This is a genomic window from Bacillus cereus group sp. MYBK139-1, assembly GCF_051916915.1.
In the GTDB taxonomy this organism is placed as follows: Bacteria; Bacillota; Bacilli; order Bacillales; family Bacillaceae_G; genus Bacillus_A; species Bacillus_A pacificus.
The window spans coordinates 1-26553 of the sequence record NZ_JBQAHO010000001.1 but is presented as its reverse complement, the minus strand read 5'-3'; the positions used below and the strand labels follow the sequence as shown (position 1 = coordinate 26553).

Genomic DNA, 26553 nt, shown 5'->3' with positions numbered 1-26553 from the left:
TTAATTCATTATATAATTCATTCGATTAATGGTTTCTCGAAGTTTTTCTAACTCTTGACCTGTATATATTACTTTCCCCGTTAAGAATTCATTTCTGAAGAACGATACAATTTGCTCTCTATCTTTTAATCTCGGCGTTTTTTCTTTAGAAAGATCTAGCACTTCTTTCCCATTCTCATTATAAAAATATACAATCGGTTTTATGTTTTCCTTTACAATATCAACTTGCATTTCTTTCAAACAATTGTATAGAATATGAGATAGTTTCTTCGCTCTATATACTGGGTTCCCTTCATTTTTCACTTGTATCGTTAATGAATCTTCACCTGTAATATATTCAAACGTCTCTTCTTTCTCTATCTCTTGTTGATACTTGCCAATTTCATCCATCATAAATGAATATGTACTAGCATTTTCTTTCGTTAAGCCATGAATTAATTTCCCTGTCCATTCTTTCGTCTCAAGTACATACATACCCGTTTTACTTAAAACAAGATGATGAATTCGAAAATCATTTCCACCTTGTTGATTTTTAATAAAAACATTCGGCATAATATGAAATTCATGATCTTGTATTATGCCTTGCTCTACGAAACCACGCTTCATATATTGTAATGTTTCGTGTGTACTCATTTCAGCTCCATTTTTCGTATACTCTCGCAAATCTGCAATTAACTTTTGAAACATATGTATTTCATTACTATGTTTTTCTTGCATTTCACTGCGTTCTTTACTATGTTGCACAGCTAATTGATTTTTCATCATACGCATATTTTCAAGTTCTCTAGCTGCACTTATTTGTAAATCATTGTATTTTTTCTGTTCCATATTTTTTAATGTATTTTGCTGCTCTTTATGTTCTGTAACCGCAGCTGCAATTTCATTTTCGTACGTTTCAATTGCTTGTTTCTTTTCAAATTCTACTTGCTGACTCTCTGATTCTAGCTGTTTATTTTTATAAAACAGCACAAATGCTACAGCTAATAATATTAAAATCGCACCTATTAGCACATAATTCATATTTTTACTCCTTTATTTCATTTTCGATTATTTTTTATAAATATATCTATTATAGTATACTATGGTTTCGATATAGACTTTGTAAAAGTTGTATATTTTTAATAAAAGGTACCTCTGAAGAGATACCTTTTATTTCCACTCTATTGTACACCATACTGAATATAACTTGAATCGTAGTATATCCATTGATTTGTCCCTAAGCAAAGCCATCCATCTTGCTTACTCCATACTCGATACGATTCACCATGATATAACTGTCTTATAACATTTCCATTTAATGATGGAGCATCACGTAGATTTACATTATCACCAGTAATAGTCGCCACATAATGTTTATACTGAATATAACTCGAATCATTATATACCCACTGATTTGTCCCTAAACAAAGCCAACCACCCTGTTCTCCCCAAACTTCATATGCTTCGCCACGATTCAATTGGCGAATTACACTAGACTGTAAAGATGGTCCACTTCTCAAATTCACATTATCTCCATTAATTATGGCAACTCCGTACACTGGAGTTGCACTATTAAGCGGGGAAACATTACCTCCACCACTTGCTCCATTCCCTTGTAAAGCTTCTAATGAAACTGCAGCTGATACATCACAATTTCCTACGCCTGAAATTTGTCCAGAATCTGTGTATTGCCATGCTGTCCACTCTGTCCATCCACCAGCATCAGCAGGCGGTGTACTCGAGTATCTAGCAATCCAAAGCGGAATATCACTTAATCCGCTAATTCCGAACTCATTAATATACCAAACTCCTGTATATAACATTACATCTTTTCCAGTAGCCTGTTTCACATAATTTATGAAGCTTCTTGCCCAATTCGATATAGCGTTACCAGTTAAATTACTGTTGCTCAGATCTGTTGGTGATTCTAAATCCAGAACTGGCATTAAGTCTGTGTGGTTACTTTGTAATATACTCACAAAATATTTCGCCTCTGAAATTGCATCATTTTGTTCTGGGCGTGCAAAATGGTATGCACCAATTAATACATTCGCATTTCGTGCTGCTTGTACATTCTTAGTAAAAGTAGGATCAATGTAATTTACACCTTCTGTCGCTTTTGCATACGCCGCTGAAATACCGGATCCCTTCACTGCATTCCAATCAATATTCCCTTCCCAATGGGACACATCAATAAACGTAATATTTGAACTAGATCTATCTTGCATATAAAAGCTCCTATCAATTTTTTCATTTCGTATACATACAATATGTACAACTTTATTAAAGGGTGACGACGTTTATACTATAGACATAAAGAGCAAACATATTTTATAAACAAAGTAAAAAAGCCTTGTAATTACAAGGCCTTTTGTAAACTTCCTTTATTTTGTAGTAAATACATATTATAATACAACCCTTGTTCACTCAGTAATTCTTGATGTGTCCCTCTTTCTACTATCTCTCCATCATGCATAACAAAAATTTGATCTGCATCTTGTATGGTAGATAATCTGTGTGCAATTGCTATCGTCGTCCGTCCTTTTCGCATTTGCTGTAACGCTGTTTGGATTGCATCTTCAGTTTCTGTATCAATATTTGCTGTTGCTTCATCCAATACTAACACTTTCGGATTCGTTGCTATCGTTCTAGCAAAAGCAATTAATTGTCGTTGACCACTAGAAAATGCAGCTCCTCTTTCTACTACTTCCGTTTCATACTGCTCTGGTAACTTTTCAATAAACGTATTCGCTTGCACAAATTGTGCTGCTTCTTTTACTTCTTCATCCGTAATTTCTTCATTATACATGCGAATATTTTGTTTTACATTTCCCGCAAATAAAAATGCATCTTGCAATACAAGTCCTATTTTCTTTCTAATTTCTTGTTCTTCAAATTTATCTAACTCTACACCATCTATTACAATATTTCCGGACTTAATATTATAGAATCTCAGTAATAAATTCATAATGGTACTCTTTCCGCTACCAGTGTGCCCAACGAAAGCAACCGTTTGCCCTTGTTTCACGTGAAAAGATACATTTTTTAAAACATTACGTTTTCCATCATACGAAAAAGTAACATTTTTAAATTCAATATCTCCATTAATAACTTGAGGATTTCCATCCCCTTTTTGAACTGGCGCTAAATCTTTCTCATCCATTAAATGAAATACACGTGATGATGAAACCAGTGCCTGTTGGAAAAATGATAATTTCATCATCATCTCATTTACAGGCTGGAAGAAACGATGTATATAGTTAACAAACGCATATAAAACGCCTACTTCAACAGGACTCTTCAAAGCATCAATTCCAAATAAACCAATTACTAACGCAATAGCTACAATATGAACTAAATCCGTTGCTGGACGTAAAAGCAATGCATCTAACTTTAATGTACGTCGCCCTGCACTATAATGTTTATTATTCACTTCTTCAAACTCTTTTCTCATGCGCTTTTCTTGTCTGAACACTTGAACAATATTCATCCCTTGAATGGACTCGTTTAACTTTGCATTTAACACACTTAATTGATTACGGACTTCTAAATAAAAAGCTGCACTTTTCCGGCGGTATAGCACCATAATCGCAAACATAATCGGAATTAATACGAGAGAAAATAGCGCTAATTTTACATTTAATAAAAACATCGCTACTAAAATCCCTACTAAAAATACGATATTTTTAACAAATGTTGATAATACACTGACATAAAAATCTTTAATTGCTTCTGTATCATTCGTTATGCGCGATACGAGCGTACCAATCGGCGTACGATCAAAGAAACTTAATGACAACTTTTGAACATGCTCATATACTTCAACACGCATATCTTGAACAATTTTAAAAGCGATATTTTGAAAATATAACAAGTCTAAATAAGTAAATAATACTTTTAATAAGTGAGCAACAATATACAATACAAATAGAGTAACAAGTGCTGATTGATCAAAGTTACGTGGTACTAAGTGTTCATCAAGAAATTGTTTAATTAAAAACGGACCCATCATTTCTGTTATAGTTGCACCAACTAGAAATAAAAATGCTAATGCTAATAGTCCTTTATATGGCTTCATATAAGACAATAATCTTCTTAAATCGCTCTGTTTTTTCGCAGCCATCATACGCCTCCTTTCTCGACTAATGCTTCTAACTGCTGGCTCTCATACATTTCTTTATACCAACCATGTTCCTTCATTAGTTGTTCATGTGTACCTCGTTGCACAATTCTGCCCTCATCCACAACAAGAATGAGATTGGCATGCTGAATTGCACTTAAACGATGGGCAGTAATAATTGTCGTTTTCCCTGCTCTTTCCCTCTTTAAAGCATTTAAAATTGTTTCTTCTGTTTTTGCATCTACTGCTGATAAACAATCATCCAAAATTAAAATTTCAGCATTTGTTAATAAAGCACGAGCAATAGAGATTCGCTGCTTTTGACCACCAGATAATGAAACGCCTCTTTCTCCTACTACTGTTTCATATCCTTCTGAAAATTGGAGGATGTCATTATGAATACAAGCAATCTCTGCAGCTTGGGTAATTTCATTATACGTAGCATCCGCCTTTCCAAAGGCAATATTCTCACCAATACTTGCTGAAAACAAAAAATGATCTTGCGGCACGTATGAAATGGCAGAACGGACACCATGAAGTGTTATATCTCGAATATCTCGCTCCCCAATTTTTATTTCACCATTAAAGTGATCATACTCACGGATTAAACATTTTAATAAAGTCGTTTTCCCTGCGCCTGTACGTCCTACAACTCCTAGCGTTTCGCCCTTCTTCAAATCAAAGTGAATATCGTTTAAATGTAACAATTCATTTTTCTTATACGAAAATGAATCAACGGCAAACGAAACATTACCGCTCGCTATTGTATGTACAGCATTTTCGCTATTTACTACATCTGATTTTTGTGAAAGAATTTTTTCTACACGGTCATATGAAGCACGCCCACGCTCCATAATATTGAATAACCATCCAAACGCTAACATTGGCCAAACGAGGGTACCTAAATATGTCGTAAATGTAACGAGATCACCTACTGTTAATTCACCTCTTACAACTAATACCGATCCGTAACATACTGCAATTAAAAAAGAAAAACCTACGATAAGAGCGATTGTTGGATCAAATAACGAATCAATACGTGCAACTAACATATTTTTATGTACGACATCTTCTGATTTTTTTCGGAACGCTTGTAAATCTTCTTTTTCTTGTCCAAGCGATCGAATTACCTTCATTCCACTCATACTCTCTTGCACTTTATCATTGATTTCCGAAAACGATTGCTGTGCTTTATGAAACCTTTTATGTAATAAAGTGCCGTAATAATTTGTCGATATTGCTACAATCGGCATTGGAATTAAGCTTAACAATGTTAACTTCCAACTAATTGTAAAACCCATCGCTACGAGTACACATCCCCCAACAGCCAATGAATCAACAAGTGTTAAAACACCCGCCCCAGCCGTTTGCTGAATTGCTTGAATATCATTGGTCGCGTGCGCCATTAAATCACCTGTTCGATTTGACTGATAGAAAGATGGACTCATCTTTGTAAAATGTTCATACAAATTTTTCCGTAATTGGCGAGCTAACTTTAATGAAGACCCAAAAATCATAATACGCCACACGTAACGTAATATGTACATCGTAATACCTACGAGTACTAAGAGTACAACCCATTTTAGTAACTTATCAGTCGTTAATGTTCCATCGTTAATTTCATCTACAACAATCCCAATCACTTTTGGTGCTACAAGTTCTAAAAGTGCAACGCCAAATAATAAAATAATTCCGGTTATGTACGCTCGTTTTTCTTGTTTAAAAAACCACGCTAAACTCATAAACACTTTCATATTTTTCCCCCTCCCTTAAAATGAGCGATGTTTTCAGTTTACCAAAAATACAGAATTTTTAAAAGTTTTAAACTCTGTCTATATCAAAAAGAAAAGACACTCTTAGCGAGTGTCTTTTAGCGCTTATTTCATTTGTTGCTTGTTCATCGCGCTCATCATTTGATTGATTTTCTTTTGGGAAGGTTTTTGTCCCATTTGCATCATCATCATTTTTAACATTTGTTCGTTAATTGGTGGATTTTTTTGTAAGTAATTCATCATGTATTTGCGGGCAATGAAAAATCCTAACGCCACGCCTGCTACTAGTGCTACTACGCCCACTAGAATACCTAACCAAATTGGCATATATTTTCCTCCTTCATGTTGTCTACCTTACAGTGTACTAAAACCTTTTCAATAAGACAAGATACAATTCGACATTTTTTACACATATGTTCGTACTTGTTTTAGAGGATTCAGCCATCCGTACTTTGTATTTTCATAATCCATAGCTAAAAATGTTAATTCACACTTCCGAAGCACCTCAAAGAAAGTCGTTTCCATAGAAACATTTCCAGAGGTATTCATGCGAATATAGTGTGGTTTCACCATTATTTCGCCATATTCTGCCCCTGTATAAAGTGTATGTGTATGATGTGTTCGATCATATTTACCAAGAACGCGCAAAGCTTGTTCTAATTTATGATGAATTTTCATTACTTGTAATGGCATCGTTATATACATCATTTGTTTATATAGCACTTTTTTCTCCGAAAGGGACCCAGATTCTGAAAATCGAGCAAATAAATCAAAAAACAAATATTCACGACCAAAGTAAGCTTTCGCAATATCCTCTTGAATTAAATACAATTCATACGTTTTCATCTTTCGCCTCCCAATCTGGACAACCTTTTCTCTTCATTATATAGAAGAAATTTTGCAATGATTGTCTGACTGCGGAGAGAGAAAAAACTTTTTCTGTCGAAAAAACTCATTTACATAGAAAAACCTCTCCATGCCGGAGAGATTTTTCTAAAATCATTAAAGCATTTCTTTTACTTTACGAACAACGTTCTCTACAGTAAATCCATACTCTTCCATAATCTTCTCACCAGGAGCAGAAGCACCGAATGTATCGATCCCTAACACATCTCCTTCAAGACCTACGTAACGGTGCCATCCGAATGTAGCACCCATTTCGATTGCGAAACGTTTTGTTACTGCTTTTGGTAATACAGATTCTTTGTACTCAGCAGTTTGAGCTTCAAAGCGATCCATAGATGGCATGCTGACAACAGATGCGTCAACACCGTCTACTGCTAATGCTTTTTGAGCCTCAACAGCTAGACTTACTTCTGATCCAGTTGCAAGTAAGATTACATCAGCTGTTTCTTTCTTGCTTGCAGAAACTACATATGCACCTTTTGCTACTTTTTCATACGTATCGTCTTTTGCACCTTCTAATGTTGGAAGATCTTGACGAGTTAATACTAAAGCAGTTGGTTTGTTTGTAGATTCTAGAGCTAATCTCCAAGCCGCAACAGACTCGTTACCGTCAGCTGGACGAATAACAGATACATTTGGCATTGCACGTAGCGCCGCTAATTGCTCGATTGGTTCATGTGTTGGACCATCTTCACCAACAGCGATACTGTCGTGTGTGAATACATACGTTACAGGCAATTGCATTAATGCTGCAAGACGAATTGCTGGACGTAAGTAGTCAGAGAATACGAAGAACGTACCACCGTAAGTTTTTAAACCACCATGTAGTGCAATACCGTTCATTGCTGCACCCATTGCGAACTCACGTACACCGTACCAAATGTTCTTACCGCTGTAATCATCTCTTGTAAAGTCTTTTTCGTTATTCATGTATGTTTTGTTAGAACCAGCAAGGTCAGCTGATCCACCGAAGAATGATGGTACAGATTCTGCAATTGCATTAATTACAGCACCAGAAGAATTACGAGTTGCTGCTTTTGATCCTAATTCATAAGTTGGTAAGTTTTGCTCCCAACCTTCTGGAAGTTGACCGTTCATTGCTGCTTGGAATTCGTTTGCTAATTCTGGGTATGCTTGTGCATATTCACCTAGCATAGTGTTCCACTCTGCTTGCGCAGTTTCACCAACATCTTGTACTGTTTTACGGAAGTTGTCGTATACTTCTTCTGCTACGTGGAAGTCTTGCTCAGCAGTCCAAGCATATGCTTCTTTCGTTAATTTTGTTTCTTCTACACCTAGTGGAGAACCATGTGAAGCTGATTTTCCTGATTTGTTTGGAGAACCGAAACCAATTGTCGTTCTTACTTCAATTAGCGTTGGGCGTTTTTCGTCAGCTTTCGCTTCTTCGATTGCTTTTGCGATAGCTTCAATATCGTTTCCATCCTCAACACGGATTACTTGCCATCCGTATGCTTTGTAACGATCTTCTACACTTTCAGAGAATGAACGATTTAAATCGCCATCTAATGAAATATCGTTTGAATCGTAAAGCACAACAAGGCGACCTAATTGTAAATGAGCAGCTAATGAAGATGCTTCAGCAGAAACGCCTTCCATTAAATCTCCATCACCACAAATAGCGTATGTATAATGATCTACTACATTATACGCATCACGGTTATATTTAGCAGCTAAATGTCTTTCAGCCATTGCCATACCTACAGCAGTTGAAATACCTTGTCCAAGTGGACCAGTAGTTGCATCTACACCAGGTGTATGACCGTACTCAGGATGTCCTGGAGTTTTGCTTCCCCATTGACGGAAGTTCTTTAAGTCATCCATTGTTACATCATAACCAGATAGGTGAAGTAGGCTGTATAATAACATTGAACCATGACCTGCAGATAATACGAAACGATCACGGTTAAACCACGTTGGGTTATTTGGATTGTGTTTCATAAATTGAGTCCATAATGTATAAGCCATTGGTGCTGCACCCATTGGCATTCCTGGGTGACCAGAGTTTGCTTTTTCAATCGCATCGATGGATAATGTGCGAATCGTGTTGATAGAAAGTTGTTCGATTGAATGTGACATGCTATTCTTCCCTTCGCTTATATTAGTAAACGTTTTATACATTTATATGATAGCTTCCCACGCAAGATTATACAACATGTATCGACAAATATGTTGATGTTTTTTTGATTTTTTATAAAAAAATCAATGTTTCCGGGAATGTATGGGTATTCAATATGACATACTTTTTCATTATTTTTATTTTAAAAAGAAAGGGAATTATCTGTATATTTATACAGATATAAAAAATCCTTCTATACTAACTTTTTTAGCCCACCTTTAAAAATACAAAAAAGCATCTAAATTCGATGCTTTTCAAATCAGTTAAACAATCCGTTTCCGAATCGAACTTGAAATAAAATCAATGATAATAACCATTAAAATGATGCCTAATAAAATAATTCCTACACGAGACCAATTGCGTGAACTCAGTGCAAAAATTAGAGGTGTGCCAATTCCCCCTGCTCCAATAACACCTAAAATGGCAGCGGATCGTACATTAATTTCGAACCTGTATAACGTATACGATAGAAAATCTGGTAATACTTGTGGCAATACTGCATACCAAAGTATTTGAAAACGATTCGCACCTGTTGCTATTAACGCTTCCGTCGGTCCTTTATCTATATTTTCAATTCCTTCTGAATATAATTTCCCTAACATTCCAATAGAGTGTAACCCTAAAGCTAGAACGCCGGCAAAAGAACCTGGTCCAACAGCTTTTATAAACAAAAGAGCCATAACTAATTCAGGAAATGTACGGACAAAACTAAGTACAAACTTCCCAGTTCCCGAAGTTAATTTTCCACTACTCATATTCGTCGCCGCCCAAAAAGCGCATGGAACAGATAAAAAGGCAGAAATAAATGTACCTAATATCGCAATTGCCAACGTATCAATTAAACCATGTAATAAATCTTCACCATCTGGCAAAGATACATACGACCAATCTGGATTCAATACACCTGTCATAATTGCTTTTGTAATTTCTCCCGCCGTATCTTTGATTCCCTCTAGCGGTACTCCTGAAAAAGCCCATACATAAACAAATGTAAGTGCTATGAAAATAATCCAGCGATACATACTCGGTTTCTTTGGTTTTGGTACGATTAACGTCGTTTTACTCATTATAATTTCTCCCGCAACAATGTACTTACATAATCAATTAACAATACAACAACAAGAGTATAGATAATAATAGATGCAGTTTGTTCATATTGTAAAAATCCAAGTGTACGATCATAATATAATCCGATACCGCCAGCTCCTACTAAACCTAAAACAGCTGCTGCACGTACGTTTACCTCAAATGTATAAAGAACATAGGAGACAAAATGCGCTTTCACTTGCGGAATTACCCCATAAACAATCCATTGCACCTTATTTGCTCCTACTGCTGTCATCGCTTCTAATGGACCTGGATCAATCGATTCAATTGACTCATACAACAATTTCGCCACGAGCCCAATTGAGAAAAACGTCAGAGCTAAAATGCCTGGAAGTGGTCCTATTCCAAAAATAGCTACGAAAATTGCCGCTAATAATAGATCTGGTATCGTTCGGATAAAATTTAAAATCAATCGAGCTGGACTGTACAAAAATGCACTAGTAAACACATTGCTTGCCGCAAACAGTGCCAGTGGAATAGCTAAAATTGCTCCTAAAGTCGTCCCGATAATCGCCATACGTATTGTATCTAACATTGCTGTTGTAATAACTTGAAAATAACTCCAATCTGGCGGCACCATCTCTTTTAACAAATCCACCATATTAGGAAAACCAACTACTAGTTTTGAAAATGATGCGTCGACCTGTATACTACTTCCCCACAACAGTAAAATGACTAGGATTAACGTTAACATATGTTTTAACTTACTCGGCGGCTTCGGTATCGATTTCGAATAAATCGTCACGTCATTCATTTAACTGCCACCTCTAACAATTCACTTTTCTGCGCTACATCACCATAAATTTCAGCAAATTTTTCATCCGTTGCCTCTTCTACTAGGCCATCAAAAACAATTTCGCCTGCATGTAATCCAATAATGCGTGTCGCATATTGCCTAGCTAAATCGATAGAATGTAAGTTTACAATTGTTGTAATTCCAAAATCTTCATTAATTTTTTTCAAATCATCTAATACTTGCTTTGTTGTTAGCGGATCTAACGATGCAACAGGTTCATCTGCTAATATGATTTTTGCTTCTTGCGCCAACGCTCTAGCAATTGATACACGTTGTTGTTGTCCTCCTGATAATTCATCAGCCCGCGCATATGCTTTTTCTAAAATATTTACCCTTTTTAACGATTGAAAGGCAAGCTCCAAATCTTCTTTCGGAAATAGGCCTAACGTTGTACGTAATGTCGAATGATACCCGACACGGCCAGCTAATACGTTCTTTAATACCGTTGATCGCTTTACAAGATTAAAACTTTGAAAAATCATACCAATATCCCGGCGCATGCGGCGTAATCCTTTTCCTTTTGCAGCAGTAATTGACTCACCTTCAATCATGATTTCGCCTTCTGTAATCTCATGAAGACGATTTACCGATCTTAAAAGTGTAGACTTTCCAGCTCCGGACAGCCCTACCATTACAACAAACTCACCTTTTTGAATTTTCAAGTTTATATGATTCAATCCTTTTGTACCATTTGGATACACTTTGGAAACATTTCGAAACTCTATCACACATCTTACCTACCTTCTATGAATTCAAAACGGCAAACTAACTGCAAACATACCTTTCCAGCTAGCTGCCATTTCCATATGTATTATTGCGTTTTTACTTTCTTCCCATAGTCACGAACGATATCAAATTTACTATCATCAGATTTAACATATCCTTCATGTGAATATACTTCTTTAATGATTTTGTGACCTTCCTCATTCTTTCCAATTTCAATGAAAGCATCCTGTAATTTTTTGCTCCACTCTTCATCTAAATCAGAACGTACCGAAATCGTATCGTTTGGAATTTTCTCCGTAAATTTCACTATTTTCGTTTGATCGAATATATTCGGATAATCTTTTTTTACAATATTACGAGCATCTTGGAATACAACAGCTGCGTCTACATCACCATTTAAAAGAGCAATAAGCGACTGATCGTGACCTTTTAATGTAACAGGTTTCACATCTTTTAACGGATCAACGCCCTCTTTTAATAGTACAGCCGCAGGCCACACATACCCCGCTGATGACGTTACATCTTGATAACCAATTTTTTTACCTTTTAAATCTTTTACACTATTAATATTTGAATCTTTCTTAACAACAAATTCAGACTTATAAAAGTCTACTAAATCCTTTGTAGGAGCTCCAGTTTCATCATCTACTCCAAAACGTTGTGCTTGTAAAATTACGTTTGCAGCCTTTTTCTCATGTGCTAGCACATACGCTGTTGGAGGTAAAAAACCTACATCTACTTGCTTAGATGCCATCGCTTCTACAATTGTATTGTAATTCGTCGAAATACTAACTTTTACTGGAATATTCAACTTATCACTTAATAGCTTCTCAAGTGGTTTTGCCTTCGCCTCTAACGTATCTGCATTTTGAGAAGGAACAAATTGAACATTTAAAGTCTTTGGTACATACCCTTTTTTCGTATCTTCATTTTTACTTGCGCTTGATTCCTTTGTTCCACAGCCACTTAATAAACCCGCTGCTAGTACAACTGTTGTACTCATTGTAAAAACTTTTTTCAACATATTAATGCCTCCATTTTTGTTGTTATAAAATAACCTTCCGTAAACATGAAGAAATATATCACACAATTTCACGAATAATTGTTTATTTACAGAATCTTTACACATTCTATACACTCACATTAAAATTCTCTTCCTATATTTGATATGCTTAATTGGTAGATAACAATAGAAAAGGTGAATGATATTGAATCAAAATCAAATTGTAACTTTAAACATCTTATTAACAAGTGATATACATGGTACTGTTTATCCAATTCACTATCAAGATAACTCCAAAGCTGAAATTGGTTTAGCTAAAATTTCTACCCTTATAAAAAAAGAACGTTCCGAAAATAGAAACGTCCTATTAATTGATAATGGTGACTTCATACAAGGAACACCCTTTACTTATCATTACGCTACATATGAAAAAGATAAGAAAAACCCAATGTCATTAATAGCAAACTATTTACGTTATGACGCTGCAGTGATTGGGAATCATGAATTTAATTATGGACTGGACGTATTAAATCATGCTATTTCTACTGCCAACTTCCCGTATTTATCAGCAAATATTTTAGATAAAAACAGCAAAGAATCTTATTTCGGAAAACCATATATAATAAAACAGATTGAATCAAATATAAAAATTGCTATTTTAGGGATGACAACGCATTACATTCCAAATTGGGAACAACCCCATCACATTAAAGACTTACAATTTGAAGATGCGTTAGAAACAACAAAAAATTGGGTTTCTTACATTCGCGAACACGAGAAACCAGATTTACTAGTCGTAGCGTATCATGGGGGATTTGAACGCGATTTACAAACTGGAGAACCGACTGAAGTTTTAACAGGTGAAAACCAAGGGTATGCAATGTGTCATGAAATTGAGGGCATAGATATTTTATTAACAGGCCATCAGCACCGAAAAATTGCTCAAACAGTGGGTAATGATGTAACAATTTTACAGACTGGATGTAATGGACATTCAGTTGGAAAAATAACTATAACATTTGAAAAAATGAAACAAGAGTGGGTAAAAAAAGAGAGTTATTCAGAACTATTGGCTGTGCAAGAAATCGAGGCAGATCCAGATGTTCTTTACTTGGTAGCCGATTATGAAGAGAAAACACAAAAATGGCTTGATCAACCTATTGGAACCATCCACGGTGACATGCAAATTTCAGATGCTATGCAAACTCGTTTGAAAGACCATCCTTTTATTGAATTCATAAATAAAATACAGATGGATATTGCTAATGTTTCCATTTCTTGTACAAGCCTATTCCATAATACATCTCCAGGTTTCCCGGAACATGTAACAATGCGTGACATCGTTTCTAATTATATTTATCCAAATACATTAAAAGTAATTAGAATAACTGGCTCAGATATAAAAGATGCTCTCGAACTCTCTGCTTCTTATTTCACATTAAAAGAAGATAGATCTATCATCGTAAACCCTACCTTTATAGAACCAAAGTCGCAACACTATAATTACGATATGTGGGAAGGAATTTCGTACGTATTAAACATTTCAAAACCAATTGGCGAAAGAGTAGAATCTTTACAACATAAAGGCATTCCTCTTAATATGAACGAAGAATATGACGTCGTGATGAATAATTATCGCGCAAGCGGCGGAGGGAACTTCTTTATGTTTCAAAATAAGCCCGTAATAAAAGACATACCAACAGATATGTCTGAACTTATCGCTAACTATATATTAAAACATAAACAGATAGAAGCAACAGTTAATAACAACTGGAAAGTTATTACTAACGATTATAATAAATAAAAAAGATGGGCTTCGCCCATCTTTTAGTTTAATTTTGCATTATCTTGCTTTTTTAAAGCTTTTAATTTCGCCGGTGTAACATCAGTACCTTGTTCGTTAACGACTTTAATTCCTTTTAGTTCGTTTAACATATTTTGACGAAATCCTTTTAAATATTGTTCACGTAGCGATTGACGCTCACGTTGTTCTTCTTCAGTTAAACCTTCAGCTTTTGCTTTTTTCGCTAAGAAGTTAATGCGTTCAACGAGTTCGTGACTAAGCATCTCGAATCCCCCTTCTAATCAAAACTGATTATTATCATACAATAGTTACTCTTCTTTATCAAGCAATTGCTTTGTATACTCTACATATCTACGATGTACCGTCGCTTTTGAAACATTATGACCAAAGCCACGTAGTGTTGCTGCAATTTCTTCAAAAGTAAGTTCACTTTTACGCAAACGTACAATTTCCTCAATTGGCACTTCTTTCTTCTCTCGTCCTACACTTAAATGACGATTCTTTAAATTATTTTCTGGACGATAGCCTTTTTCTACTGCTCGTTGCATACCACGTTTAATTTTTAAATTATGAATCTTTCTTTGATACTCTTCAACAATACCAATAATATCTAATACCATTGAATCAGAATCCGACAATTGCAATTCACCATTATGTGTATGCGTATATACTTTTATTCCTTCTTTATGTAAACAGTGCATTAACGCAATCTTTGCATTTCCCCTACCAAGACGCGTTTCATCTTGTATAAGTAGCACATCAATTTGTTCGTCTCGAATTGTATCTAGCACTTCTAATATGCCGTCACGTTCAATTGTATAGCCACTAGCCTGTTCCTCAATTACTTTAGTAACATTCATTTGATAGCGCTCCGCTAAATGCAATAATTCATCTTTTTGACGTAATAATGATGTTTCTTGTGCTTCTTTTGTTGTACTCACACGCGCATAAATAATTGCATTCATTATGAACACCTCTTTCTCACTATAATTTCCCTTTAGTGTAACATAAATTCGCCTTTTGTTCGAACTTATGTTTGTAGAATGTTTTTTCACATGTTATACTTATTAATAAGAAAAATGAAAGAAAACGAGGTGTTAGAAAACATGGAAAAGTTAACGAAACGCCAGCAAGACATTCTCGACTTTATTAAGCTAAAAGTACAAGAAAAAGGATATCCACCTTCCGTACGTGAAATTGGTCAAGCAGTCGGCCTCGCTTCTAGTTCTACAGTGCACGGACATTTATCAAGATTAGAAGAAAAAGGGTACATTCGACGCGATCCAACAAAACCACGTGCAATTGAAATTTTAGGTGAAGACCGAATGGATACAGAAACACAATCTGTTATTCAAGTTCCAATTGTCGGGAAAGTTACTGCTGGATTACCAATTACAGCAGTCGAAAGCGTTGAGGAACACTTCCCTCTTCCAGCTAGCATTGTCGCAGGAGCAGATCAAGTGTTTATGTTACGTATTTCTGGAGATAGTATGATTGAAGCTGGTATTTTCGATGGAGATTTAGTTGTTGTTCGCCAACAACAGTCTGCATATAATGGTGAAATTGTAGTCGCTTTAACAGAAGATAATGAAGCAACTGTTAAACGTTTCTATAAAGAAAAAGACCATTTCCGTCTACAACCGGAAAACTCTTCATTAGAACCTATTATTTTAAAGCAAGTGTCAGTTATCGGTAAAGTAATTGGCGTATATCGTGATTTACATTAAGAATATAAAAGAAGATAATTACCTTATTTATATACGGTAATTATCTTCTTTTTTGTATTTTGATAGATTTTCATACATTCTATTTCTTATGAACGCGTTTCAATCGTCACATCGCCCGCAGCTGTTTTACCGCTAATCTTTTTACTCCCATTACCAATCGTTACGTCTTTATTTTCTTCATTAAAAATTGTTACATCCCCGGCAGCACTTTCCCCAGTAATTACCGCATCTTTTGGTTTTTCCGATAAAGTAATATTTATATCTCCCGCAGTTGAACTTGCTTCTAGATTATACATAGAATCATGATCTAGAATATTTATTTCCCCACTGGTCGTTTTTGCAGTCACTTTCCCTATTACTTTTTTAAAGTTTACTTCACCAGCTTTTGTAGATCCCTCCACATTCTTAGCCGTTACATGTTTCAAATCCACTTCTCCAGTAAGTGTTCTAGCACTTACACGGTCACTTTTCACATCACTTATTTCAATTTGTCCAGCAGATGAATTTACTTTTACATCTTGGTAAGAGCGTTCAGGCACAAGGAGAGTCAATGTAGACGTTTGAAACCTAAAATCGTAAAAAGAAAAATCAAATGAAGCATCTTTTTCTCTTTCACCAATGATTTTTAATGTGTCACCATCTTCAGTAATACGAATCTCTTGCTTACGCGCATCTCCTGATTGCTTTACATAAAAAGAAGCGTCAGGAGATTTTTGGACAACAATATCCCCGACATCTAACTTAACTTCTATATTTTTTAGCGTTTCATTTTTAATTTTATCTTCTTTGTTTCCTTCTTCTGCAGCTTGCACTGCTTTTTCATATGTTTGTGAAATCCCAATTACTCCAATAATGATACAAGCGATTGCTGCTAACAATATTTTTTTCATCATCTACTCCCCTTTTATCATTTTGAAGTTCCATATTACATAACGTACACAAAGCCTTTTAAACCACTTCGTACTATAATAAGCGATTATACATAACAACAAACCTACTCCAACAAAAGTTATACTAACGAATAAATCTAACCATATAAAAGTGCCCATAAATACTTTTCCAATTACGAAAAATGGTGTCACTACACTAGCAATCCCACCGACCCAAAAAGAAAATATAAAAGCAATAATTGCAAATAACGGGCCTAACACAATAATGAAATTAAACAAACTAAGTCCAATCGCCGCCATGACAGCTCTTGTCACATTTGAAGTTGATGGATCTTTTTTCATTTCATCGAAACGATACATCGCAAGCAATTCTTTTGCAATTACTTTCGGAGAACCAAGACCCTTTATTATTTCCGATTCAGTTTTCCCCTCTTCTATCCCAATCTGAAAATGCTCTTCATAATCAAATAAAATATCTTTTCTCTCTTCGTCCGGTAACTTTCTAAGGTGACTTGATAATTCCTTAAGAAACTGTTCTTTACTCATCCCATTCCACCCCTTCAATAATTTCTTGTACACCTTTCGCAAAATCACGCCACTCTGTTACTAACAAATTCAGTTGCGTTTCCCCTTGCTCAGTTATTTGATAATATTTGCGAGGTGGTCCTTCCGTAGATTCTTTTAAATACGTTTGAAAATATCCTTCCTTCGTTAAACGGCGTAATAAAGGATATACTGACCCTTCCGATATTAAAAATTTATTTGAGATTTGCTGAACAAGTTCATAACCGTAACAATCCTTACGTTTCACAAGTGCCAGTACACACAGTTCTAACACACCTTTTTTAAACTGAACGTTCAAGTGCAATCCCCCTTTCTCATTTCAGTACTGTTCAATACACGGTACCTTTCTTATCCATAATATACCACTTAGTATTGTTTATTGCAAGGTACTGTATTTTTAAACACTCGAACTTCAGTGTTAAACATATCCAATACCGAACACAACATATCATACAATTTTTTATACCCATAGATATTACGCATGTTACTTTTACTTATCCACCCTTTTGGAACACAAAGCAATTCGAATTTCACCACGTTACATTAAAGATATGGAATAGAAATTCAAATACCGTCATATTTTTTTCAGGCATCTATTCAATTCATTTCAACTAACACCTATATTGCCGACAAATAAAAAAGCCCTGATACCGTAGTATCAGGGCTTCCTCACCTCTTAGTATAGAGACATATATTGATCGCGTTCCCATTGGTGAACTTGTGTACGGAAAATATCCCACTCAATTTCCTTCGCTTCGATGAAGTGCTCAAGTAAGTGATCTCCTAATGCGTTACTAATTACTTCATTAGATTGTAATGTAACTAAAGCTTGCGCTAATGTTGCCGGTAAATCAACGATACCTGCTTCTTCGCGCTCTTCTTTTGTCATTACGTAGATATTACGATCTACTGCAGCTGGTGGAGTTAATTTGTTTTTAATTCCATCAAGACCTGCTGCTAATAATGTTGCCATTACTAAATATGGGTTTGCAGCTGGGTCAACACTACGTACTTCTACGCGTGTGCTAATACCACGAGATGCAGGGATACGTACTAATGGACTACGGTTTTGTGCAGACCACGCTACGTAACAAGGAGCTTCGTATCCAGGTACTAAGCGCTTGTAAGAGTTTACAGTTGGGTTTGCTACCGCTGTAAATGCTGGTGCGTGTTTTAAAATACCTGCGATGAAGTGACGAGCGTCATCACTTAATTGTAAGTCACCGTTTTGATCATAGAATACGTTCTCACCATTTTTGAATAGTGATAAGTTACAGTGCATACCTGAACCGTTCACACCGTATAATGGTTTTGGCATAAATGTTGCGTGTAAACCGTGTTTACGAGCAATTGTTTTTACAACAAGTTTAAATGTTTGAATGTCATCACATGAACGAATTGCATTTGCATATTTGAAGTCAATTTCGTGCTGCCCTGGAGCAACTTCATGGTGAGACGCTTCAATTTCAAAGCCCATTTCTTCAAGTTCAAGAACGATATCACGACGACAGTTTTCCCCTAGATCCATCGGCGCAAGGTCGAAGTATCCACCGTTATCGTTTAATTCTAATGTTGGATTTCCTTTTTCATCTACTTTGAACAGGAAGAATTCTGGCTCTGGTCCAAGATTGAAATCTGAGAATCCTAAAGCTTCCATTTCTTTTAATACACGTTTTAAATTGTTACGTGGATCCCCTTCAAATGGAGTGCCATCTGCATTGTAAATATCACAGATTAATCGAGCTACTTTACCTTTTTCAGCTGTCCAAGGGAAAATCACCCAAGTATCTAAGTCTGGATATAAGTACATATCAGATTCTTCAATACGTACGAAACCTTCAATAGAAGATCCATCAAACATCATTTTGTTATCAAGAGCTTTTGTTAATTGGCTCACTGGAATTTCTACGTTTTTAATTACCCCTAAAAGGTCCGTAAATTGTAAACGGATATACTTTACATTCTCTTCTTTCGCCAAACGGAAAATATCTTCTTTTGTGTACCTAGCCATTATAAATTCCTCCTTAGTCCCTCTAAACACCTTCAGAATCAGTTCTCTTTAGTGAAAAAATCTTGAAATATCACCTTGTCGCAATGAAGTTCGATTAAATCTACCTGTATGTTGTAGTTCATCTCGAAGTATTTTGCGAAGCTCAGTTTTTGAAATTTCTTTCGTTTCTTCTTTTACTTTCACTGCTTCTGTTTGATTTTCTTTCATTAGTAACACTTGTTTAATACCAGCCATATTCAAGCCTTGATCTAATAAATCTTTAATCTCTAACAACTTATCTACATCGTTAAATGAGAATAATCTACGATTCCCCTTTGTACGGGTTGGAGAAACAAGATTATGCTCTTCATAGTAGCGAATTTGACGTGCAGACAATTGTGTTAAATCCATAACAATACCAATAGGAAACAGCGGGGCAGAACGTCTATCTTCTTTCATTGCTTCAGTTCCTCCTTCGCCTTAACTGCTTCTCATTTTATACTATGTTATGTTTGATGTCAATAGATGTTAGCTTTTCTTACATGATTTTTTATAAATTTTTTCATTCTTTTTTCTAATGAAATAAATCATTACTTTCACACGAAAAAAAGCTGTCAAAATTGACAGCTTCCCTTTAAGAAATTGTTAATAATTCTTTTTCAATTAATGCATCAATTGCAGAACAAATCGCAATCTTCACATGCGAATAAGTTAGCCCACCTTGTACGTAAGCAACATAAGGCGGACGAATTGGACCATCAGCCGACAATTCAATACTTGCACCTTGAATAAACGTTCCCGCAGCCATAATTACATCATCTTCATACCCCGGCATATAGTTGGCATATGGAGTGAAATGAGAGTTAATCGGAGATGCATATTGAATTGCTTGGCAGAATGCAATCATGCGATCTTTGTCATCAAATTGAACAGATTGAATTAAATCCGTTCTTGGTGCATTCCACGCTGGTGATGTATTCATTCCTAACTTTTCTAAAAATGCAGCTGTAAAAATCGCACCTTTTAGCGCTTGTCCTGCTACATGCGGCGCTAAGAAGAAACCTTGATACATTTCTTGCAGACTGTATAAAGATGCCCCTGCTTCCGCACCGATTCCTGGAGATGTTAAACGATATGCACACGCTTCAACATACTGTTCTTTACCGACAATGTAACCACCAGTTTTAACAATTCCCCCACCCGGGTTTTTAATAAGCGAACCTGCCATTAAATCTGCACCAACATGACATGGCTCTTGCTCTTCAATAAACTCGCCATAACAGTTATCTACAAACACGACAACATCCGATTTAATTTCCTTCACAAACGCTATCATCTCTTTAATTTGAGAAATAGTAAACGACGGACGAGTAGCATAACCTTTTGAACGCTGAATTCCAATCATCTTCGTATTACTATGAATGGCAGCTGCAACAGCTCTAAAATCAACTAGCCCCTCTTCAGTAAGCGGAACTGCATTATAACCAATATTATATTCTTTGAATGATCCTACACCTTTTCCACGTACACCAACAATTTCTTCTAATGTATCATACGGCTTACCCGTGATGTACAACAACTCATCTCCTGGACGTAAAATACCGAATAGCGCTGTTGAAATTGCGTGAGTACCTGAAATGATTTGCGGACGAACAAGACCAGCTTCCGCTCCAAATACATCGGCATACACTTTTTCTAACGTATCACGACCAATATCATCATAACCGTAACCTGTCGTCGGAATAAAATGTGAATCACTAATTTTATGTTTACGGAAACTTTCTAACACACGAAACTGATTACTTTCAATTACTTCATCCGCACGTTTATGTACTTCTGTAATTTGACTCTCTACTTCTTTTACGATTGGAGCAATTTTTTCTCCATTTTTCAAACGATCAAACATTTTTATTTTCTCCTTCTTCCACTAAAAATCTCTTTAATTGTACATTAAGCGATGAATGAGCAAAAATATACCCCGCGCAATCATATACAAATTTATCTTCCAAAAACTCCATTTTTGTTAATAGCGTCTCTGTCTTTAATAGAGTTAATAACTTACCTTCACTCGGAGGAATTTCCACTTGATAACGATTCATTTCTTTCTTCATTTTCGTTTCTATCGCTTCTTTTATATGTAATAGATCATTTTCTTCAAAAGCACTAGTCATTAAGAAGTCACTTTTCGGAAACGGAATAAAGTTTTGATGTAATTCATCTTTTTTATTATATAACGTAATAATAGGAATATGATTGATTTCGAGTTCTGACAATAATTGTTTTACTGTTTTCTCATGCCCTACATAATTCGGATCTGCAGAATCCACAACATGTAAAATAACATCCGCTTCACCAGCTTCTTCTAATGTCGAGCGGAATGCAGCAATTAATGATGTAGGTAAATCTTGTATAAAACCAACCGTATCAGTTAGTAATACTGTATAACCAGAAGGTAACGGCATCTTCCTTGTTGTCGGGTCTAGCGTTGCAAACAACAAGTTCTCTTCAAATGTATCGGCTTCCGTTAATCTATTAAACAACGTAGATTTCCCTGCATTTGTATATCCTATTAACGAAACTTGAAATACTTTATTATCTTTTCTTCTCTCACGATATCTTTTCCGATGTTCTACAACAACTGCAAGTTGTTTCTTTATTTCATCAATCCGTGATCGGATATGACGACGATCCGTCTCAAGTTTTGTTTCACCCGGCCCTCTCGTTCCAATACCACCACCAAGACGTGATAAAGACAATCCTTGCCCCATAAGACGTGGCATTGTATATTGCAACTGAGCTAATTCAACTTGAAGCTTCCCTTCTCTCGACTTCGCACGTTGCGCAAAAATATCTAATATGAGTTGCGTTCGATCAATTACCCTCGCATCTAATACTGAGGATAAATTCCGAATTTGACTCGGTGTTAATTCGTTATTAAATACGATAACATCCGGTTCTAATTCTTCAGTTAACATTGTAAGCTCTTCTAATTTACCTTTACCTATATAAGTCGCCGGATGAAACTTCGGTCGTTTTTGCGTTGTAGACACTAACGATTCTGCTCGTGCAGTTTTCGCTAATGATGCAAGTTCTTTCATGGAATGCATAAATTTTTCATCATCATCTTGCGGCAATTGACAGCCCACTAATATGACTTTCTCTTTTTCTTCCATCAAATATGTTCACTCATCCTTTTCGAAATTTAAACCTTCTAATATAATAGCAGAGGAAGCACATTTCATCTAGTTAGCGGGGGAGAAAATTCATGGCATGGGAGATTTTTAGCATCATAGGCACAATTGCTTTCGCATTAAGCGGGGCTATTGTTGCAATGGAAGAGGATTATGATATTTTCGGGGTGTATATTTTAGGAATGGCAACCGCATTTGGGGGAGGTGCCCTTCGTAATTTATTAATCGGTTATCCGATTGTCGCGTTTTGGCAACAAGACATGTTATTCCAAATCGCACTTTTATCAATGACGATTATTTTTCTTTTTCCAAATAAATTAATTAGACACTGGAAAAAGTGGGAAAACATCACTGATGCTATCGGCTTATCAGCATTTGCCGTACAAGGGGCATTATACGCTCAAAAATTAAATTTACCAATTAGTGCTACAATCGTAGCAGCCGTTTTAACTGGCATTGGAGGCGGTATTATCCGCGATCTTTTAGCCCGTAGAAAACCTCTCGTTCTTCGAGCTGATGTATATGCTTTTTGGACGATTCTGGCAGGTTTCTTAATTGGCGCTCAAATTATTGTTAGCGATTGGGCTCTATACACCTTATTCATTTTAATTGTTTGCTTCCGCATGGTTTCTATTCATTACAAATGGCATTTACCGCATAGACGGATCGACACAAACGAACGTTCAATGCATAAATAGCAATCCAACCTCTTTACAAATCGTAAAGGGGTTTTTCTTTTCTAATGAGTTTTTCTTTACAGAATGTTTATACTAATCCTCAAAGCGAGGTGAATACAAATGACAAACCATGTGAATAAAGGGGCTCAAAAAAGCTCAGTAGGTCAAATTGGACACGACCCTAATTCCGCACACGAAAAAAGTGCTAAAATGGAACGATTCCATAAATCTTATCAAGAAAAAGCAAAAAAGTAATAGAAGCACTTATACAGAAAAACAGACGCACAGTTTACGTACTGTGCGTCTCCTCTTCAAGCATCAAATCACTGCTTGATATTCCAATCAAATCATATTTATCATATGCATCCTCTTGTAACAACCGCATAGCTTGTGTACGAATCGATTTTTCAACAATATTCCGGACATATCGTCCATTACTAAAGGATGTAATTTGCGATGAGTACTTTACAGCATGTAAATGATCTCTAAATTTCCATTCAGCCTCTTTCGATAACTGATATTCACGTTCTTCATACATCCTCTTCCCTATTTCTAACAACTGATTTACTGAGTAGTCCGCAAACTCAATTATAAATGGAAAACGAGATTGCAGTCCTGGATTCAATGAAAGAAAGTGATTCATCTCTCTTGAATATCCAGCTAAAATCAATACAAAACCGTGTTGTTTATCTTCCATATGTTTTACGAGCGTATCAATTGCTTCTTTTCCAAAATCTTTTTCTCCCCCTCGGGCTAATGAATACGCCTCATCAATAAACAAAATTCCTCCCATTGCTTTTTTTATTAAATCTCTTGTTTTTTGAGCTGTATGACCGATGTACTCTCCTACAAGATCCGCACGTTCAGCTTCAACTAAGTGCCCTTTTGATAGAATATTCATCTCAAATAATAATTTCCCTATCATTCTAGCAACAGTTGTCTTCCCTGTACCTGGATTCCCTTTAAATAACATATGAAGTACTTGTTTCTCAGACTTCAATCCTATTTCTTGTCTTTTTTTATTCACATAAATCCAAGCATATATTTCTTTTATTATCTTTTTTATATCATCCATCCCAACGAGTTTTCCCATCTCTTCTTCAATTCTTTGCAGCATCTCATGTTTCGTAGTAGTTTCACTTGAAATTACTGTTTTATTTTCTGCAGCCGGTAAAGAAATTTTCTTTCGATGATTTAACACAATGTTAATTTGATTATTATTTTTCTTTCGCATCGATTGTTCCATACAATCACCTCATTTTATCCACTCACCAAATATTATTATTCTTGTCTCCTTTGCAAATGACTATTTTCAGAAAAGTTTGCTATAATAAAAGAAATAATGAAGGTGGTGGGACTATGGAGACAACGGAATTCCATGATACAATACAAGCCTTTTCTATTTTTTTATTGAATAAAGGCCGAAAACCTTCAACCATTAAACGTTATGTTTATGACATTGAAGATTTCGGACATTGGTTAGAAAAAAACAAAAAGCTCCCTTCCAGTAATATATGGGCTACACTTTGTACAAAAGACTACGAAGATTACTTTTCCGACTTAAAAAAGAATCGACATTACTCAGAGAAAACGATGCACCGTGTATTCATTGTATTAAATAGAATGCATCACTTTCTAAATATTCCTAACCCATTAAAGAACATGGAAATGTCTATTCAACCAGACCGCACACTCCGCAATGAAGATTTCATTTCATCTGATGAAGAAAAAAGATTAAAACATATAGTCACTTCATTAGAAGGACTTTCAGAAAAACAACGTCCTGTACGCCCTTTATTGATGGATCGTAATATCGCTATTTTAAATTTATTAATTGACTATGGATTATCCTTACAGGAACTTACAGCATTAACTATGCATCAAGTCCACTTTGAAACTAACACGTTATCTATACCTGCAACCGCAGGAGTAGAAAGAACAATTACATTAACTAGCGAAGACAAAAAACAACTATATACTTATTACAAAAGTATCCCTGAACCCGTTCGTCCAAAATATCATAGTAATGATCCATTATTTGTCGCATTCGATTTTAATCGCGGAACATACAGATGGGTATACGAAAATGATGCACCAAAGGGATTAACAGAAATCGCTATCCAAAAAATGATTCGCCTTGAAGTGTCTAGAGCTAATTTACGCAAAGGTATCTCCGGGCAACACTTTCGTAATACCTATATTTTAAACTTAATAAAAAAAGAAACTCCGGAATCGGAAATCATAAAGCTAGCTGGCTTCAAATCAAAGATTTCACTAAAACGATATTATCAATACGCAGAAAATAGAAAAAACGCCTTATCATAAGGCGTTTTTTCTATTTTTTCTTCAAACAAACGATTTTACTATGACCATTTAACTAATTTTTGCATCTACTATGATGAGTTTCGTTCATATCCTCATGAGAAAGGAGAGATTTAATGTCTCATTATAACGACAGTCAGAACAAATTCTCCAAACCATGCTTTCCAAGTAGCGCTGGACGAATTCCAAATACTCCATCAATCCCAGTTACTAAGGCACAACTTAGAACATTCCGCGCAATCATTATCGATTTAACAAAAATAATCCCAAAACTTTTCGCAAATCCATCTCCCCAAAATATTGAAGATCTAATTGATACATTGAACCTACTAAGTAAATTTATTTGTTCACTAGATGCTACTTCCTCCCTGAAAGCACAAGGGTTAGCTATTATTAAAAACTTAATAACTATATTAAAAAACCCAACTTTCGTAGCAAGCGCTGTATTTATCGAGCTTCAAAATCTAATTAATTATTTACTATCCATTACAAAACTATTCCGAATTGACCCTTGCACACTTCAAGAGCTTATTAAATTAATCGCAGCATTACAAACCGCTCTAGTTAATTCTGCTTCATTCATTCAAGGACCTACTGGACCTACTGGGCCAGCAGGGGCTACGGGCGCTACCGGACCTCGGGGTAACACAGGCGCTACTGGCGCTACCGGATCTCAAGGACCGGCGGGGGCTACCGGCGCTACTGGACCTCAGGGGCCTCAAGGTAACACGGGCGCTACTGGCGCTACCGGATCTCAAGGACCGGCGGGGGCTACCGGCGCTACTGGACCTCAGGGGCCTCAAGGTAACACGGGCGCTACTGGCGCTACCGGATCTCAAGGA

Annotated in this window: 27 protein-coding genes; 6 read left to right on the top strand and 21 right to left on the bottom strand. The window is 35.9% G+C overall.

Annotated features, from left to right (window positions below):
- From ACTFRS_RS00135 to ACTFRS_RS00085, 11 genes are all read right to left on the bottom strand, one after another.
- Entirely contained in the window at nucleotides 1-1020 is a 1020-nt protein-coding gene (locus tag ACTFRS_RS00135) for a nuclease-related domain-containing protein (protein WP_440024566.1), read from the bottom strand.
- A gap of 140 nt (nucleotides 1021-1160) precedes the next feature.
- Complete coding sequence (locus tag ACTFRS_RS00130; protein WP_440024568.1) at nucleotides 1161-2207, bottom strand: GH25 family lysozyme; 1047 nt, start codon at nucleotides 2205-2207, stop codon at nucleotides 1161-1163.
- 131 nt (nucleotides 2208-2338) lie between these two features.
- Complete coding sequence (locus tag ACTFRS_RS00125; RefSeq protein WP_440024570.1) at nucleotides 2339-4102, bottom strand: ABC transporter ATP-binding protein; 1764 nt, start codon at nucleotides 4100-4102, stop codon at nucleotides 2339-2341.
- A complete protein-coding gene (locus ACTFRS_RS00120) occupies nucleotides 4102-5853 on the bottom strand; it encodes an ABC transporter transmembrane domain-containing protein (protein ID WP_440024572.1) in 1752 nt (583 codons plus the stop codon). Before ACTFRS_RS00120 ends, ACTFRS_RS00125 begins: the two co-directional genes overlap by 1 nt.
- A 123-nt stretch (nucleotides 5854-5976) precedes the next feature.
- Nucleotides 5977-6198, bottom strand: a complete 222-nt coding sequence (locus ACTFRS_RS00115; RefSeq protein WP_001123317.1) for a YneF family protein — start codon at nucleotides 6196-6198, stop codon at nucleotides 5977-5979.
- Between the two features lie 78 nt (nucleotides 6199-6276).
- Nucleotides 6277-6717: a sporulation inhibitor of replication protein SirA gene (gene sirA, locus ACTFRS_RS00110; RefSeq protein ID WP_000860645.1), complete on the bottom strand. Its 441-nt coding sequence runs from the start codon at nucleotides 6715-6717 to the stop codon at nucleotides 6277-6279.
- A 156-nt stretch (nucleotides 6718-6873) separates the two neighbouring features.
- Complete coding sequence (gene tkt / locus ACTFRS_RS00105; protein ID WP_000019785.1) at nucleotides 6874-8874, bottom strand: transketolase; 2001 nt, start codon at nucleotides 8872-8874, stop codon at nucleotides 6874-6876.
- A 303-nt stretch (nucleotides 8875-9177) separates the two neighbouring features.
- The gene (phnE, locus tag ACTFRS_RS00100) at nucleotides 9178-9981 is read right to left on the bottom strand and encodes a phosphonate ABC transporter, permease protein PhnE (protein ID WP_139866369.1); all 804 of its coding nucleotides are present in this window, start codon (nucleotides 9979-9981) and stop codon (nucleotides 9178-9180) included.
- On the bottom strand, nucleotides 9981-10775 hold the full coding sequence (gene phnE / locus ACTFRS_RS00095) for a phosphonate ABC transporter, permease protein PhnE (protein ID WP_139866370.1): 795 nt from the start codon (nucleotides 10773-10775) through the stop codon (nucleotides 9981-9983). The genes phnE (ACTFRS_RS00100) and phnE (ACTFRS_RS00095) overlap by 1 nt, the downstream gene beginning before the upstream one ends.
- Complete coding sequence (gene phnC / locus ACTFRS_RS00090; protein WP_139866371.1) at nucleotides 10772-11545, bottom strand: phosphonate ABC transporter ATP-binding protein; 774 nt, start codon at nucleotides 11543-11545, stop codon at nucleotides 10772-10774. The genes phnE (ACTFRS_RS00095) and phnC overlap by 4 nt, the downstream gene beginning before the upstream one ends.
- Before the next feature lie 83 nt (nucleotides 11546-11628).
- The gene (locus ACTFRS_RS00085; protein WP_139866372.1) at nucleotides 11629-12567 is read right to left on the bottom strand and encodes a phosphate/phosphite/phosphonate ABC transporter substrate-binding protein; all 939 of its coding nucleotides are present in this window, start codon (nucleotides 12565-12567) and stop codon (nucleotides 11629-11631) included.
- A gap of 184 nt (nucleotides 12568-12751) precedes the next feature.
- Here ACTFRS_RS00085 and ACTFRS_RS00080 point away from each other — a divergent pair, with 184 nt between their 5' ends.
- Nucleotides 12752-14350, top strand: coding sequence for a bifunctional metallophosphatase/5'-nucleotidase (locus ACTFRS_RS00080; protein ID WP_139866373.1), 1599 nt, complete (start codon nucleotides 12752-12754; stop codon nucleotides 14348-14350).
- A gap of 23 nt (nucleotides 14351-14373) precedes the next feature.
- Here ACTFRS_RS00080 and ACTFRS_RS00075 read toward each other — a convergent pair whose 3' ends face one another.
- Both ACTFRS_RS00075 and ACTFRS_RS00070 read right to left on the bottom strand, forming a co-directional pair.
- Entirely contained in the window at nucleotides 14374-14613 is a 240-nt protein-coding gene (locus ACTFRS_RS00075) for a DUF896 domain-containing protein (protein WP_000948565.1), read from the bottom strand.
- 45 nt (nucleotides 14614-14658) lie between these two features.
- Nucleotides 14659-15315, bottom strand: coding sequence for a YneB family resolvase-like protein (locus ACTFRS_RS00070; RefSeq protein WP_000991471.1), 657 nt, complete (start codon nucleotides 15313-15315; stop codon nucleotides 14659-14661).
- Nucleotides 15316-15456: 141 nt separating this feature from the next.
- Here ACTFRS_RS00070 and lexA point away from each other — a divergent pair, with 141 nt between their 5' ends.
- Complete coding sequence (gene lexA / locus ACTFRS_RS00065) at nucleotides 15457-16077, top strand: transcriptional repressor LexA (RefSeq protein ID WP_000413738.1); 621 nt, start codon at nucleotides 15457-15459, stop codon at nucleotides 16075-16077.
- 86 nt (nucleotides 16078-16163) lie between these two features.
- Here the strand turns inward: lexA and ACTFRS_RS00060 are convergent, their stop codons facing one another.
- From ACTFRS_RS00060 to hflX, 7 genes are all read right to left on the bottom strand, one after another.
- Nucleotides 16164-16970, bottom strand: a complete 807-nt coding sequence (locus ACTFRS_RS00060; RefSeq protein ID WP_139866374.1) for a DUF4097 family beta strand repeat-containing protein — start codon at nucleotides 16968-16970, stop codon at nucleotides 16164-16166.
- Nucleotides 16971-17513, bottom strand: coding sequence for a DUF1700 domain-containing protein (locus ACTFRS_RS00055; RefSeq protein WP_139866375.1), 543 nt, complete (start codon nucleotides 17511-17513; stop codon nucleotides 16971-16973).
- The gene (locus ACTFRS_RS00050) at nucleotides 17506-17829 is read right to left on the bottom strand and encodes a PadR family transcriptional regulator (protein WP_139866376.1); all 324 of its coding nucleotides are present in this window, start codon (nucleotides 17827-17829) and stop codon (nucleotides 17506-17508) included. Before ACTFRS_RS00050 ends, ACTFRS_RS00055 begins: the two co-directional genes overlap by 8 nt.
- A 378-nt stretch (nucleotides 17830-18207) precedes the next feature.
- Nucleotides 18208-19542, bottom strand: coding sequence for a type I glutamate--ammonia ligase (gene glnA, locus ACTFRS_RS00045; RefSeq protein WP_000135330.1), 1335 nt, complete (start codon nucleotides 19540-19542; stop codon nucleotides 18208-18210).
- A gap of 48 nt (nucleotides 19543-19590) precedes the next feature.
- Nucleotides 19591-19980 (bottom strand): transcriptional repressor GlnR, encoded by a 390-nt coding sequence (gene glnR / locus ACTFRS_RS00040; protein ID WP_000656783.1) that lies wholly within the window; start codon nucleotides 19978-19980, stop codon nucleotides 19591-19593.
- Nucleotides 19981-20155: 175 nt separating this feature from the next.
- A complete protein-coding gene (locus tag ACTFRS_RS00035) occupies nucleotides 20156-21427 on the bottom strand; it encodes a methionine gamma-lyase family protein (RefSeq protein ID WP_000460299.1) in 1272 nt (423 codons plus the stop codon).
- Nucleotides 21420-22694 (bottom strand): GTPase HflX, encoded by a 1275-nt coding sequence (hflX, locus tag ACTFRS_RS00030; protein ID WP_139866394.1) that lies wholly within the window; start codon nucleotides 22692-22694, stop codon nucleotides 21420-21422. Before hflX ends, ACTFRS_RS00035 begins: the two co-directional genes overlap by 8 nt.
- Nucleotides 22695-22786: 92 nt before the next feature.
- Here hflX and ACTFRS_RS00025 point away from each other — a divergent pair, with 92 nt between their 5' ends.
- Entirely contained in the window at nucleotides 22787-23410 is a 624-nt protein-coding gene (locus ACTFRS_RS00025; RefSeq protein WP_000312265.1) for a trimeric intracellular cation channel family protein, read from the top strand.
- 99 nt (nucleotides 23411-23509) lie between these two features.
- A complete protein-coding gene (locus ACTFRS_RS00020; protein WP_000181496.1) occupies nucleotides 23510-23644 on the top strand; it encodes a hypothetical protein in 135 nt (44 codons plus the stop codon).
- Between the two features lie 34 nt (nucleotides 23645-23678).
- On the opposite strand, the gene spoVK is transcribed toward ACTFRS_RS00020, so the two are convergent.
- A complete protein-coding gene (gene spoVK / locus ACTFRS_RS00015) occupies nucleotides 23679-24635 on the bottom strand; it encodes a stage V sporulation protein K (protein ID WP_000438184.1) in 957 nt (318 codons plus the stop codon).
- Nucleotides 24636-24748: 113 nt separating this feature from the next.
- Between spoVK and ACTFRS_RS00010 the strand changes: the two genes are divergently transcribed.
- Both ACTFRS_RS00010 and ACTFRS_RS00005 read left to right on the top strand, forming a co-directional pair.
- Nucleotides 24749-25714 (top strand): tyrosine-type recombinase/integrase, encoded by a 966-nt coding sequence (locus tag ACTFRS_RS00010; RefSeq protein ID WP_139866377.1) that lies wholly within the window; start codon nucleotides 24749-24751, stop codon nucleotides 25712-25714.
- A gap of 113 nt (nucleotides 25715-25827) precedes the next feature.
- Nucleotides 25828-26553: collagen-like repeat preface domain-containing protein (locus tag ACTFRS_RS00005; RefSeq protein WP_440024577.1), on the top strand; the 726-nt coding region annotated here is incomplete at its 3' end.